The sequence below is a fragment of the Neobacillus canaveralius genome, assembly GCF_047237705.1.
GTDB classification, from domain to species: domain Bacteria; phylum Bacillota; class Bacilli; order Bacillales; family Cytobacillaceae; genus Neobacillus; species Neobacillus niacini_K.
Genome location: NZ_JBDFLL010000001.1, coordinates 2,921,233 through 2,934,281, shown reverse-complemented (window position 1 = coordinate 2,934,281; position 13,049 = coordinate 2,921,233). Strand labels below are relative to the sequence as shown.

The 13,049-nt window shown below is 38.5% G+C and carries 14 protein-coding genes; 4 read left to right on the top strand and 10 right to left on the bottom strand.

What is annotated here, in order from left to right:
- Positions 1 to 154: 154 nt before the first annotated feature.
- The 7 genes from ABC255_RS14755 to ABC255_RS14725 form a co-directional block, all read right to left on the bottom strand.
- Positions 155 to 1,348, bottom strand: coding sequence for a MalY/PatB family protein (locus ABC255_RS14755; RefSeq protein WP_412994570.1), 1,194 nt, complete (start codon positions 1,346 to 1,348; stop codon positions 155 to 157).
- Between the two features lie 129 nt (positions 1,349 to 1,477).
- The gene (locus ABC255_RS14750) at positions 1,478 to 2,542 is read right to left on the bottom strand and encodes a sulfate/molybdate ABC transporter ATP-binding protein (protein ID WP_412994568.1); all 1,065 of its coding nucleotides are present in this window, start codon (positions 2,540 to 2,542) and stop codon (positions 1,478 to 1,480) included.
- Between the two features lie 37 nt (positions 2,543 to 2,579).
- Complete coding sequence (gene cysW / locus ABC255_RS14745; RefSeq protein ID WP_412994566.1) at positions 2,580 to 3,428, bottom strand: sulfate ABC transporter permease subunit CysW; 849 nt, start codon at positions 3,426 to 3,428, stop codon at positions 2,580 to 2,582.
- Between the two features lie 15 nt (positions 3,429 to 3,443).
- A complete protein-coding gene (cysT, locus tag ABC255_RS14740) occupies positions 3,444 to 4,280 on the bottom strand; it encodes a sulfate ABC transporter permease subunit CysT (protein WP_412994565.1) in 837 nt (278 codons plus the stop codon).
- Positions 4,281 to 4,299: 19 nt separating this feature from the next.
- Positions 4,300 to 5,343, bottom strand: coding sequence for a sulfate ABC transporter substrate-binding protein (locus tag ABC255_RS14735; protein ID WP_412994563.1), 1,044 nt, complete (start codon positions 5,341 to 5,343; stop codon positions 4,300 to 4,302).
- Between the two features lie 138 nt (positions 5,344 to 5,481).
- Positions 5,482 to 5,643: a YezD family protein gene (locus ABC255_RS14730; RefSeq protein WP_412998564.1), complete on the bottom strand. Its 162-nt coding sequence runs from the start codon at positions 5,641 to 5,643 to the stop codon at positions 5,482 to 5,484.
- Positions 5,627 to 6,106, bottom strand: a complete 480-nt coding sequence (locus ABC255_RS14725) for an RrF2 family transcriptional regulator (RefSeq protein ID WP_412994561.1) — start codon at positions 6,104 to 6,106, stop codon at positions 5,627 to 5,629. Before ABC255_RS14725 ends, ABC255_RS14730 begins: the two co-directional genes overlap by 17 nt.
- 369 nt (positions 6,107 to 6,475) lie before the next feature.
- On the opposite strand from ABC255_RS14725, the gene ABC255_RS14720 reads away from it, so the two are divergent.
- From ABC255_RS14720 to ABC255_RS14710, 3 genes are all read left to right on the top strand, one after another.
- Complete coding sequence (locus ABC255_RS14720; RefSeq protein ID WP_412994559.1) at positions 6,476 to 8,146, top strand: ribonuclease J; 1,671 nt, start codon at positions 6,476 to 6,478, stop codon at positions 8,144 to 8,146.
- Between the two features lie 178 nt (positions 8,147 to 8,324).
- A complete protein-coding gene (locus ABC255_RS14715) occupies positions 8,325 to 9,452 on the top strand; it encodes a CAP-associated domain-containing protein (RefSeq protein WP_412994557.1) in 1,128 nt (375 codons plus the stop codon).
- A gap of 87 nt (positions 9,453 to 9,539) precedes the next feature.
- Positions 9,540 to 9,734, top strand: coding sequence for an alpha/beta-type small acid-soluble spore protein (locus ABC255_RS14710; protein ID WP_063251859.1), 195 nt, complete (start codon positions 9,540 to 9,542; stop codon positions 9,732 to 9,734).
- Between the two features lie 92 nt (positions 9,735 to 9,826).
- On the opposite strand, the gene ABC255_RS14705 is transcribed toward ABC255_RS14710, so the two are convergent.
- Complete coding sequence (locus ABC255_RS14705) at positions 9,827 to 10,669, bottom strand: dimethylarginine dimethylaminohydrolase family protein (protein WP_412994554.1); 843 nt, start codon at positions 10,667 to 10,669, stop codon at positions 9,827 to 9,829.
- Between the two features lie 34 nt (positions 10,670 to 10,703).
- On the opposite strand from ABC255_RS14705, the gene ABC255_RS14700 reads away from it, so the two are divergent.
- The gene (locus tag ABC255_RS14700) at positions 10,704 to 11,138 is read left to right on the top strand and encodes an SET domain-containing protein (RefSeq protein WP_412994552.1); all 435 of its coding nucleotides are present in this window, start codon (positions 10,704 to 10,706) and stop codon (positions 11,136 to 11,138) included.
- A gap of 72 nt (positions 11,139 to 11,210) precedes the next feature.
- Here ABC255_RS14700 and ABC255_RS14695 read toward each other — a convergent pair whose 3' ends face one another.
- Together ABC255_RS14695 and desA are read right to left on the bottom strand one after the other, a co-directional pair.
- Positions 11,211 to 11,714, bottom strand: a complete 504-nt coding sequence (locus ABC255_RS14695) for a response regulator (RefSeq protein WP_412994550.1) — start codon at positions 11,712 to 11,714, stop codon at positions 11,211 to 11,213.
- Positions 11,715 to 11,794: 80 nt separating this feature from the next.
- Positions 11,795 to 12,829, bottom strand: coding sequence for a Delta(5) desaturase DesA (gene desA, locus ABC255_RS14690; RefSeq protein WP_412994548.1), 1,035 nt, complete (start codon positions 12,827 to 12,829; stop codon positions 11,795 to 11,797).
- Positions 12,830 to 13,049: the final 220 nt, after the last annotated feature.

The following is a 13,049-nucleotide window of genomic DNA, read 5'->3' as shown; positions in this document are numbered from 1 at the left end:
TAGGGATATCAGCGTGTGTAACGTATGCTATCAAATTGCTAGCATCATGCTAAACGCCAGTTTTTTGGCTATCCGCCAGTGTTTCTGGTTTTACGCCAGTATTCTCTGCCATCCGCCAGTATTTTTCAATATCCGCAACTAAATCCCCATATCCCTATTTTAAGTCATCAAATTCTCTAGCAATCCTCTCGAATGCTTCTTTTATCATCGGTCGTGGTGATGGAATACAGATTCTCTGATGGTGCAAGCCTTCTTCTCCAAACATTTTTCCATCTTCTAATAAGACATTTGCTTTGTTATAGATTCGGTCGTGAACTTCATCTGGAGATATGCCGTAAGCACTAAAGTCCATCCACATGATGTAGGTTCCTTCAGGTATTCTCACCTTCACTTTTGGCATTTTCTCCGCTAAAAAGTCCACTGCCCATTCCATTGTTCCGTCGATATATTCTTTCAACTGTTCTAACCAATCCTCCCCCTCATGGTAAACGGCGATGAGGGCAGAAACGGTAAAGGGGGATGGTAAATGCATGCCCATTACACCATTGAAGGTCTTCCGCAGCTCAGGATTCGTGATGATCACATTGGTACAATGAAGTCCTGCTACATTAAAGGTCTTGTTAATCGCCGTAAACGTGATAATCTTATCAGCGTGCTCTGGAGCTGCTTTTGCAATCGGAATAAAGGTTTGATTACGCCTGACGATATCGCCATGAATTTCATCAGCTATGATTAGCACATCATTTTTTGCACAAATATCTGCTAATTTTCTTAACTCTTCGTTGGTAAATACTCGTCCTGTTGGATTATGCGGGTTACATAAAATGAACATTTTCGTGTTTTCATCTTTTGCCTTTGCTTCAAAATCCTCAAAATCAATTGAATAATAGCCATCCTCATCACACACAAGTGCATTATTCAGCAGCGTTCTTTCGTTTGCGTTGATTGATGATGTAAAGGGAGGGTAAACTGGCCGTTGGATGATAACTCCTTCTCCTGGTTTTGTAAGTGCCCTTACTGCAACATTCAACGCATGAACAGTCCCAGGGCTATAGACGATTTCTTCTTTCTTGAATTCCCAATCATGTCTCTTTTTGAACCAATGCTGTACAGCTTCAAAGTACTCATCAGGAAATACAGAATAACCGAAAATCCGATGATCAACCGTCTTATGTAAGGCGTCAATTAACGGTTGAGGAACCGGCAAATCCATATCAGCTGTAAATAACGGTATGGTATCTTCATCATACCTTTCCGTAAAACCCATATTTTTTAAGATTTGACCTCCATCCCACTTTATAGAATAAGTACCTCTTCGATTTACGATCTCATCAAAATTATATTTCATCTTATACGCCCTTTCGTTCGTTATTTTGCAAAGCTTCTAATTTCTAATGTATGCTTTATATATGTAGATTTCAATCATAACGATTTCTAAATAAAAATAAGTGCCAGGATTTCCTAGCACTTTTTCCTTCTATATTAATTTGCTTTTTAAAGAATTTCTAATACCCACTTTTCCTCCATGATTGAGTTTATTTTCCAAATGATGATCAAAGACGATGATGTTTTTAAATTCAGCAAAAAGAATATCTCCTCTTTTGACAGGAGTCATATGTTGGTATTGATCAATACTCATCTCTGCTTCAAAAAGCGCACCCGTATCCTGGCGTCTTAATTCGACCCTTACAGTGGAACCAATAATATGAATATGTGAAACCTCGGATAAAACGCTGTTTCCTTGGGATATTTTACGCAGAACAATTTCGTGCGGCCGAATATAACTGATTGTCTCCGACGCCTCAGAATCCCGAAACTCGTTGACTCTTCCTAAGAAACTATAAACAAAAGCGTTTGCAGGTTTTTGATACACTTCCTCTGGAGAGCCAATTTGTTCAATCTTTCCCTGATTCATCACGACTACGGTATCAGCCATTTCCAATGCCTCTTCCTGGTCGTGGGTGACAAAAATAGTGGTAATATTTAGCCTTTGATGAATTTCCCTTAACCAGTGACGCAGTTCCTGGCGAACCTTCGCATCGAGTGCTCCAAATGGTTCGTCAAGAAGCAAGACTTCTGGTTCTACAGCAAGTGCCCTTGCCAATGCAATCCGCTGCCTTTGTCCCCCTGAGAGCTGTGATGGATAGCGATTTGCCAGCTGTTCTAATTGAACGAGCTTCAGCAATTCATTTACCTTTTCGGCAATTTCATTTTTAGAGGGGCGCGTTTTCCTTGGTCTTACCTTTAATCCAAATGCGATATTATCAAATATAGTCATATGCTTAAATAGCGCGTAATTTTGAAAAACAAACCCTACATTCCGTTCTTTAATGGTTTTATAGGTGTAGTCCTTATCATTAAAAAAGATTCCTCCAGAATCTAATCCCTCTAAACCAGCAATCAGCCTCAGTAGTGTTGTTTTTCCCGAACCAGATGGTCCTAATAATGCCACAAAATCTCCTGTCGGAATTTTTAGATTGACATTGTTAACAGCCGGAAATGTTCCAAAAGCCTTTGATACGTCTCTGATTGTAATCCCCATTTCCACAATCCTCCATTTTAAATACAAATAATCTCTATTAGTGTTTTTTCGTTTTCCACTCCACAACGCTTTTTAAAATTAATGTTAATATGGCTAGAAGTGCAAGTAAGGAAGCCGCTGCAAATGCCGCGGTGAAATTGTATTCGTTATATAAAATTTCAACATGAAGTGGAATGGTATTCGTTAACCCTCTAATATGGCCAGAAACAACCGATACCGCTCCGAACTCACCCATTGCCCGAGCGTTACAAAGAATGATTCCGTAAAGTAACCCCCACTTAATATTGGGCAATGTCACACGAAAAAACATTTGCCATCCGCTTGCACCAAGCGTAATAGCTGCTTGTTCTTCTTCTGTTCCTTGTTCCTCCATGATGGGAAGTAGTTCTCTGACTACAAATGGAAAAGTAACAAAAATAGTCGCTAAAATGATTCCTGGTACAGCAAAGATAATCCTGATATTATTTGCCTCTAAAAACGGACCCAATACTCCCTGTGAACCAAACAAAAGTACAAAAACGAGCCCGGCAATAACAGGTGAAACCGCAAACGGGATGTCAATTAACGTAATTAAAATATTTTTACCTCTAAAATTAAACTTGGTAATCGACCAAGCAGCCAACACCCCGAAAATTGTGTTAACTGGGATCGTTATCGCAGCTGTAAGTAACGTTAATTTAATCGCCGATAAGGCGTCACGTTCTGTCAAAGATGCGAAGTATAGCTCAATTCCCTTATTTAGTCCCTCAGAGAAAACAGCGATTAAAGGTACAAGAATGAATAATCCTAGAAATCCTAAGGCAATGGTGATTAGCGCCCATTTTTTTAGGAGACCTGGCTCGGAATTGGCTTTTACATTTTTCTCTCGAAGCTCTTGAACAATCATATTCCCCTATCTCCTCTAGTTCATTTGATACTTTTTCGTTGTTCTCCATTGCCAGAAATTAATTAAGAATAATAGAACGAATGAAAATACAAGCATGACAACCGCGATAGCAGCGGCACCAGCATAATTGAATTGCTCTAATTTTGTTATGATTAGTAATGGAACAATTTCCGTTTTCATTGGCATGTTGCCGGATATGAATACAACAGAGCCATATTCGCCCAAAGCCCTTGCAAAGGCAAGGGCAAATCCTGTTAGGATAGCAGGGAAAATGGCCGGTAAGATAATTTTCACGAAAATCTGAGTCGAACTCGCACCAAGTGTAGAGGCTGCCTCCTCATACTGACGGTCTAAATCCTGCAATACCGGCTGCACGGACCTTACGACAAAGGGAAGTCCGATAAAAGTTAAGGCCACCATAATTCCAAGCGGTGTATAAGCTACCTTTATCCCCATAGATTCAAAGTATTGCCCTATCCAGCCATTAGGAGCATAAATGGTGGTAAGTGCAATCCCTGCCACCGCGGTTGGAAGAGCAAACGGTAAATCTACCAGGGCATCAATAATCCGTTTCCCATAAAATTCGTACCTTACTAATACCCATGCAATCAGTGTCCCGAAAACCGCATTAACCAAAGCTGCAATAAGCGATGTATAAATCGTTAATTTATAGGAAGCCACCACTCTTGTCTCGGAAACGGTCTCCCAAAATTCTGCCAGGCTGAGCGTCGATGCTTTTAAAAATAGGAATGCAATCGGAATCAACACGATTAAACTTAGATAAATGAGTGTGTATCCCATGGAAAGACCAAATCCTGGTAAAACTCGATGTCGCTTTCTCGTATTAGCCACTTAAAACTCTCCTTTATTCTTACGGTTTGTAGATTTCGTCAAAGACCCCGCCATCATCAAAATGGGTTTTCTGGGCATTTTTCCAGCCGCCAAAAACTTCGTCAATCGTAAATAGGTTTATTTCAGGGAATTGGTCTTCGTACTTTTTAGCTACCTCTTCGGAACGTGGACGGTAATAATTTTTAGCCGCAATTTCTTGACCTTCCTCTGTATATAGATAGTCTAGATAGGCTTTAGCAACCTCTTCTGTTCCATGTTTCTTTGTAGTTTCATCAACAACGGTGACAGGCGGCTCTGCTAAGATACTTACGGATGGTACAACAATTTCAAATTCATCTTTGCCTAATTCATTTAACGCCAGGAATGCTTCGTTTTCCCATGCTATCAACACATCACCAATTCCTCTTTCCACAAACGTAGTAGTAGACCCACGTGCACCTGAATCTAAAACAGGAACATTTTTATAGAGTTTGGTAACAAATTCTTTTGCCTTTGCTTCGTCTCCATTGTTTTGCTCAAGTGCGTATCCCCATGCTGCTAGGTAATTCCATCTAGCTCCGCCAGAGGTTTTAGGATTAGGAGTAATGACGGATACGCCATCTTTCACGAGATCATCCCAGTCTTTAATTCCTTTTGGGTTATCTTTTCTAACAAGGAAGACAATTGTAGATGTGTATGGTGAACTATTGTTATCTAATCTTTCTTGCCAATTCTCTGGAAGCTTTCCAGCTTCAGCGATAACATCGATATCATACGCTAGTGCAAGAGTTACGATATCTGCCTCAAGACCATCAATAACTGATCGTGACTGCTTTCCTGAACCACCATGAGATTGATTGATCGTTACTTTTTGCCCTTTTTCTTTTTCCCAATATGCAGCAAAGCTTTTATTGAATTCTTCATAAAATTCTCTTGTTGGATCGTATGAAACATTTAAAAGTTCAACTTCTTTTTTTACAGCAGCAGTATCTGTTTCTTTCTCAGTTGTTGCGCTTTGGTTCGAGCACCCGGCAGCCCATAATAAGGATAATGATAATAAAGTAATCCAGAATTTTTTCTTCATTTTGATTGCCCCTTTTTATTGTTTTTTTATAGGCTTTTTCCATTAAAAAAAGCCCAATAGTTAATTATCGTACATAGAGTATGTACGGGAAACTACAGGGCCTTCGGGTGTCCGATCGGCAGTTATTCATAATTTTTATTACCTGCTTTTTGATTGATTTGATAATGGCAAAATCTGTTTGCTTTTTAGCGGCAAACGGTGCTTTTCTAAGCGGTCGATTTGGGTAATTTGTGAATCGTGAACGGTTATTTGAACGGTGCCAAATTCCAAGCCTTCTAGTAAACTAGCTATTTTTTCCATCACCTGTTGATCCAGTGCTTTTGACGACAATGATATCCTCTCCTTCTAACTTAGTAATTCGGTTTAAAAGTAAATCCTCCAGTGTGGTTCGTTCTAAAACAAACGCAATAGTATCACGGACCATCGACCACAACGGCTTTAATTGACATCCCCCCTCTAATGGACATGGCTCATATTTTGTAATGGATGCGCAGCTCATTGGTGATAGAGGACCTTCCAAATCCCGAATAACTTCCCCAATATTTATTTCTCGGGGTTCCTTTTGCAGCATGTAACCACCCTTGGCACCTCGTTTGCTCGTTACATAACCAAGCTTTTTTAATTGAAGTAAGATTTGTTCCAAATAATGAATACTTACTAGGGTTTTTTCAGAGATTTCTTGAATGCCTAGTACATTTCCTTGATGATTTCCCAGCTGAAGTAAAGCTCGAAGTGCATATTCACCTTTGCTCGATACCTTCATTCAATCCCTCCTCCATTAATGTTGAGTAATTCAGTCAACATTAACTCCCAAAAATAATCCACTTGAGTTCTAAAAAAATGGATTTTAGCTAGTTATAAATATATGCAGTGTTTATTGAAAGGGCACTTGTCTATTGAGCCCTTTTCTAGGTCTTACGCGTCTACTACATTTAATTCCGATTAAAACTATGGGTTTAATATAAAAATATATTAATTGTTATTATTAGAAAAATCAATACATTTTTTTCAAAATAAAAAATAATCTTTTCATTTGTTTTTTTTGAAGAAATGCTCCTTGCTCATCATACTCATCTCTTCTCAGGGGATACTAAACCCTATATTAGTGTAAATCGGGAGGTATGTTAAAAAAATGAGCGAAAAATCATTGTCCATTTTTGCCTTAGGGGGCATAAATGAAATCGGTAAGAATATGTATGTGCTTGAATATGGTGATGATATAATAATCATTGATTGTGGTGGAAAATTTCCTGATGAGAGTTTAATGGGTATTGACCTGATTATCCCGGATATGCAGTATTTAGAGGAAAATCAGGATAAAATCCGTGCGATGCTCGTGACACATGGACATGAAGATCATATCGGTGGTATTCCTTTCTTTTTAAAGAGATTTAAAGATGTACCTATATATGCTACTCGTTTTACCTTAGGGTTAATTGAGTTAAAGTTAGAAGAGCATCGCCTTCTTCGAGATACAGAGCTTGTTACCATTCACTCTGAATCAACGCTTGAATTTGGAAAAATTGGTGTTTCTTTCTTCAAGGTGAGTCATAGTATCCCTGACTGCTTAGGTATAGTCTTCCACACACCAGAAGGGAATGTCGTTCATACCGGTGACTTCAAATTTGATTTAACACCTTCAAATGACCAATATTGTGATATTCATAAGATGGCTGCTATTGGCGAACAAGGGGTTATTGCACTAATATCTGAAAGTACCAATGCGGAACGCAAGGGTTTATCTCCATCTGAGCAAATGGTTGGTGACCATTTATTAGAGGCTTTTATGAAGGCAGATGGTAAAATTATTCTTTCCACTTTTGCATCAAACGTGAACCGTGTTCAACAGGTGGTTGAGGCAGCGATAAAGACGAATCGTAAGCTAGCCTTACTTGGACGAAGTATGGTTAACGTCGTTGATGTTGCAATGGAACGCGGATACTTAGATATGCCAGAAGGGATGCTCATCAGTGCGAATGAGATTGAACAGTTCCCTCCTGATAAGGTGGCAATTCTTTGTACCGGAAGTCAAGGTGAGCCTAATGCCGCTCTTGCAAGGTTATCAACAGGAAATTATCGTGATGCAACCATTTATCCTGGAGATACCGTTGTGTTAGCAGCGTCGCCTATCCCAGGTAATGAGAAGGGTGTTTCGAGAATTATCGACAATTTGTTTCAATTAGGGGCAAAGGTCATTTATGGATCTGGCAGCTCAACCGGTATGCACGTTTCTGGACATGGCTACCAGGAAGATTTGAAACTAATGCTAACGTTAATGAAGCCAACCTACTTTATCCCAATTCACGGAGAATATAGAATGCTCCATCATCACAGGCAGTTAGCAGAATCCGTGGGTGTTGAAAAAGGAAATACGTTTATTATAAAAAATGGTGATGTTGTTGATATTGAAAATTCAGTTGCACGACAGACTAGAAATATTCCTTCTGGGGATACCTACGTAGATGGCATTAGTGTTGGCGATGTCGGGGAAATTGTTTTACGAGACCGAAGACAGCTTTCAGAAGATGGGATGCTGGTCATTGTGTTAACCATCAGCAAATCCGATCGTAAAATTATCCAAGGTCCTGACACGATTACCCGTGGATTTGTATATGTAAAGGAATCCGAGGATTTAATTAGAGAAATTAACCGCCTTGTTAAAAAAGTGATACTAGAATTAGAAGCAGATAATATTCGCCAGTGGAACGTGATGAAGCAAAATATTAAAAAATCAGTCGGGCAGTATTTATTCAAGCATACGAAGAGAAAACCGATGATTCTCCCGATTATCCTCGAAATCTAAAGCAAATGTCAGGCACTTGAGATTGTGCCTGACATTTTTATTTTTCTCGACAACGCAGATATTTTCTGTTTATCGCAGAAATAATTAAAAAACATAAAATATATCTTGATTTCAGAACTAATTTATTTTACAGTTATTCAAAATTGGCTATACTCCTAATAGAATTGGAGGAAAGATAATGTTTCGTTTACTACGATTAATTGCATTATTATTTTTACTATATATTTCTTGGCCATTTATTACAAAACAACTAGATAATTCGGACATCCATGCTAATTTTGTATCGTCGTTAAAAGAAAATCTAGAAGTACCCGAAACGATTAGTGTTTTATATGATGATATCCAGCAGATGTTGAAACAGCTTGGCTTTCAATTAGAGGAAATGCCGTTGACTCAGGAAGAATCGAATGAAGCACCCCAGAAAAAGGTGGAGTTAACACCACCTGCTGAACAAACTTTTTCTATTCATAATATCGAGCTCGGGAATGCAAAGACTGACATTGAGCATAATCTGGGATTAGCAAACCGGACTTCTCTCAATGAATATGGTGTAGATTGGAATGCGTATCATGATAATTATCATAACTTTTTTATGGTTATGTATGATAATAATAATCAGGCTGCAGGTCTATACACAAACCAAGACTTATTGACTTCCACTAATGGAATTAAAATTGGTACTTCATCAAAAGAAAGTGTTCGTAGTATTCTCGGCGAACCGATAACGAAAGTGCAAAAGGGAATGGTCATATATCAGCTACAAGAGGATAGTGACAATGATCTATTTTTGATTGATGAAGCTTATGTGACGATATTTTATGACAAGCATGAGAATAATACGGTAACCGCAATTCAAATCGTCAGCAAATCGATGGAGGATAACAAAAAAGATTTTTATACAGAAGCATCGCAAACCTTAAAAGAAGGCTTTGAATATCAAATGTTTGATTTAACCAATGCAGCCCGGGTGAATCACCAACTACCCATCCTCACATGGGATGACCATGTCCGTGAAACAGCTAGAGAGCATAGTGCCGATATGGCCGAACATGATTATTTCGATCATAAAAATCTTCAAGGACAATCACCATTTGATCGTATGAAAGAGGATGCTGTTGCGTTCCATACTGCAGGGGAAAATCTCGCATATGGTCAATTAAGCAGTATTTTTGCCCATGAAGGATTAATGAATTCACTAGGACACCGTGAAAATATCCTGCGTCAAGAATATGAGTATTTAGGAGTCGGTGTCGCATTTAATGAAAAATCACAGCCTTATTATACCCAGAACTATTATGCCAATTAGTGACACGAATTTGAGATGATCATAAAGGGAAAATTAAATACGAGCAATTCTACATTGCTCAAAAAACTTCGTCGGGAGTGATGTATCATGGCTAGAAACAAACTATTGGTTCCTGGTGCAGACAATGTTCTGAATCAAATGAAGGAAGAAATCGCCAACGAGTTTGGAGTTCAACTTGGTGCTGATACGACCGCACGAGCAAACGGCTCAGTCGGTGGCGAAATGACCAAACGTCTAGTCGCGTTGGCTGAACAAACATTACGAAATCAACAAGGTATATAACTTGTGATTTCACTAAGAAAAGTGGAAGCGCCTCTAGGCGCTGAAGCTAGACAAGAAAATGGGCTGTCCGAATTACTCGGACAGCCTTTTTCTTATCCCCTTAATATAGGAAGCGTACAGCAGCGGAAGGATCCACCGGATTTAATGATTTCTGAAATATCCACTTCTATCACTTCGAATCCACGGTTACGCAGATTTTGATTCACTTGTTTATTAATAGGTAAACTTAAAATTTTCTTATTCCCTATACATAAGACATTTGTTCCTAGTGTAAATTGTTCTTCTTCTGATACCTCAATTAATTCATATCGAGACGAAAAAAGCTCGATATCCTCCTTTGTTAATGCGGGACGATAAATCAGGGCAGTATCAGGAGAGATAACATTAAATACACAATCCAAATGAAGGTATTTTTCTTTAAAAGGGATGGCTTTTACATTGTATTGGATTAAAAGACTCTGCAAATGTTCTACGGCCTCCTGATGGGTCCGGTTACTTAATCCAACGTAAATCGTCTCCCCGTCAATGATCACATCTCCACCTTCAATCCTGTCTTCTGCCAAATTGAAATAAGACATTTCTTCATCATCGAGCCACTGTTTTAAAACATCTTCTTCGCCGATACGAATATCGTGAGCCATTTTCGCAACAAATATGGTTTGTCCGAGCGTAAAGCCAATATCACGAGTAAACACCTGCTCTGGGAATTTTTTATGATAAGGTAATAACACAACCTCTATTCCATTGGATTCAAGGGTTCTAACAAACTCCCTATGTTGTTCCAACGCACGTTTAATATGTATCCCTTCATCCTTAAATTCCTTTTGTGTTTCGTTGATGACTTCACGGATGGTCATATATTGGGGCTGACAAAGGATTACACGGTTCAATGGGTCATACTCGTTTGCACAAAATGTTTTATGATTTAGCGTCATGTGCGCTCCTCCTAAATAATCTTCTTTTATAGGATTGCTTAAACAAATTCTCCCATTCATTCATAAAGTAATAAAAAGTGTACTTGGCGGTGAGGACTCTATGTTTGAAATGAAGAAATCAAAATACGGCAGAGGAATATTTGCAACCCGCGACATCAAGAAAGGTGAACTCATTCATGAAGCACCCGTGATTATTTCCAGTAAAGATGAATATAAATATTTGAAAAAAACCATCATGATTGAATACGTATTCTGGTGGGGTGAAGATTTAGAAGAATGTGCATTAGCACTTGGGTACGGTTCACTGTTTAACCACTCCTACACCCCCAATGCCTTATATAAACTTAATCTAAAAAACCAGACCATTGATATTTATGCATATCGTGATATCAAAAAAGAAAATGAAATTTTAATTAATTACAATGGCGATCCTAATGACGATGAACCAATGTGGTTTGATGTTTTTTAATAACATAAAATCAAATCATAACTCTTTATCTGCCTTAACAGACAAAAAAGCATCCAGTGAAAAGTGGATGCTTTAACCTGTTGGTAATTTTATTTTATCCATAATCGATGTTAGGTAACTTTTGACAGTTCCGGTTTTGTTGTGTTGAGAGGATGGTTGTTGAATTGCATATCCCTCATTCGAATCCTCGTCCATAAGTTCATCGGAATAAATTCGCTTTCCTTCCATTATTCTTCGTATGGAAGAAGCTAATTCCTCACTGGGATTGTCTTTCAGTAAATATCCCCATACGTCAGCCTTCATCGCACGCTGATAATATCCTGGTCGTGCAAAGGTTGTTAAAATAATTACTTTACAGTTGTTATGCTGTAATTCTTCTGCCGCCTCGAGACCTGTTTTTTCAGGCATTTCGATATCCATAATACAAACATCAGGCTGCAAGTTTTGCACAAGAGTAAGTGCCTCTTCCCCATTACCCGCCTGACCAACTACTTCGATATCCTCTTCCAAGTTCAACAGATTACCCATGGCCTCTAACAGCAGCTCCTGATCCTCTGCGATTACAATTCGAATCATCTTCAATCTCTCCTTATCAGGCAACTGCTACACATACAGAGACTCCCCTCAAAAAGGAGAGTCAGCCAAGGTGGGGCACATTACAATTCTGGTTTTGCTTGAACTGAAATTCGTTTCTTCGCTAATGCCTTCACATCTTTAAAAGCAACAAAGTTCTTTGTATTTTCATCCCATAAACGGAACCTGAGTGACTTTAAGCTTGTTGCAAGTGAAATCGTTGGTACGTTTTGTAAAGGTTGCGTCTCATTATGTGCCTCTTCCAGCAAATAATTCGGAACCCTTGGGCTTAAATGGTGTACATGGTGATAACCAATATTACCAGTTAAAAATTGCAAGAGTTTTGGAAGTTTATAAAATGAACTTCCCTCTACTGCTGCTTTTACATATTCCCAGTCTTTATCTTCTTCAAAGTAAGAATCCTCAAATGTATGCTGCACATAAAATAACCAAATACCTGCTGAACCAGAAATCATGAATATAGTACCTTGTACGAGTAAAAATGACTGCCAGCCGATTGTCATGCAAAACAATGTAATCAAGGCAACAAGAATAACATTCGTTAAATAAGTGTTCATTCGCTCTTTTTTACGAGCATCTTTTCTGTTAAAACGATTTTTAAGCGCGAATACATAAATTGGTCCTAAACCAAACATCACGATAGGATTACGATAAAAACGATAGGCTAAACGAAGTTTCAGCGGCGCTGCTAAATACTCATCAACCGTTAATGTCCAAATATCCCCTGTGCCACGCTTATCTAAGTTACCACTTGTCGCATGATGAACAGAGTGTTCGTGACCCCATTGGTCAAACGGGAACAATGTCAATACTCCCATTGCTGTACCAACTGCACGATTTGCCTTTCTGTTCTTAAAAAACGAATGGTGGGTACAGTCATGAAAAATGATAAAAATTCGTACTAAAAACCCTGCTGCAGCAATCATTGGAACCAATGCTAACCAATAAGAAACAGATAAGCTTTGATAAGCAAGGAACCACAATAAGATAAACGGTCCGACCGTGTTAACAATCTGCCATATACTTTGTTTCGTTGTTGATTTTTCAAAAGGAGCCACTTGTTTTCGTAAATTCTTCGTATTTTCTTGTACTGACATAATTTTAATTCCCTTCGGTTTGTGTCGTTAAATCAAGTATAAGGAAATAAAATCATTATTGTAAGTACCAGGTGTCATATGCAGAGTATGACAAACGTCATATACAGGTTGTCTCTTACACGAAAACAGAAAGTTATGCTATAATAAAATAGTTGTGTTTTAACAAATTAAAGCGGTAGTGTAAGTGATAAAACATGCTTGCCGCTTCAAAAGGGTGCTA

Coding starts and splice junctions, on each gene's coding strand:
- ABC255_RS14755 (WP_412994570.1), bottom strand. CDS start 1,348: ATGAAATATAATTTTGATGAGATCGTAAATCGAAGAGGTACTTATTCT.
- ABC255_RS14750 (WP_412994568.1), bottom strand. CDS start 2,542: ATGGGGATTACAATCAGAGACGTATCAAAGGCTTTTGGAACATTTCCG.
- cysW (WP_412994566.1), bottom strand. CDS start 3,428: ATGATTGTTCAAGAGCTTCGAGAGAAAAATGTAAAAGCCAATTCCGAG.
- ABC255_RS14735 (WP_412994563.1), bottom strand. CDS start 5,343: ATGAAGAAAAAATTCTGGATTACTTTATTATCATTATCCTTATTATGG.
- ABC255_RS14730 (WP_412998564.1), bottom strand. CDS start 5,643: ATGGAAAAAATAGCTAGTTTACTAGAAGGCTTGGAATTTGGCACCGTT.
- ABC255_RS14725 (WP_412994561.1), bottom strand. CDS start 6,106: ATGAAGGTATCGAGCAAAGGTGAATATGCACTTCGAGCTTTACTTCAG.
- ABC255_RS14720 (WP_412994559.1), top strand. CDS start 6,476: ATGAGCGAAAAATCATTGTCCATTTTTGCCTTAGGGGGCATAAATGAA.
- ABC255_RS14715 (WP_412994557.1), top strand. CDS start 8,325: ATGTTTCGTTTACTACGATTAATTGCATTATTATTTTTACTATATATT.
- ABC255_RS14710 (WP_063251859.1), top strand. CDS start 9,540: ATGGCTAGAAACAAACTATTGGTTCCTGGTGCAGACAATGTTCTGAAT.
- ABC255_RS14705 (WP_412994554.1), bottom strand. CDS start 10,669: ATGACGCTAAATCATAAAACATTTTGTGCAAACGAGTATGACCCATTG.
- ABC255_RS14695 (WP_412994550.1), bottom strand. CDS start 11,714: ATGATTCGAATTGTAATCGCAGAGGATCAGGAGCTGCTGTTAGAGGCC.
- desA (WP_412994548.1), bottom strand. CDS start 12,829: ATGTCAGTACAAGAAAATACGAAGAATTTACGAAAACAAGTGGCTCCT.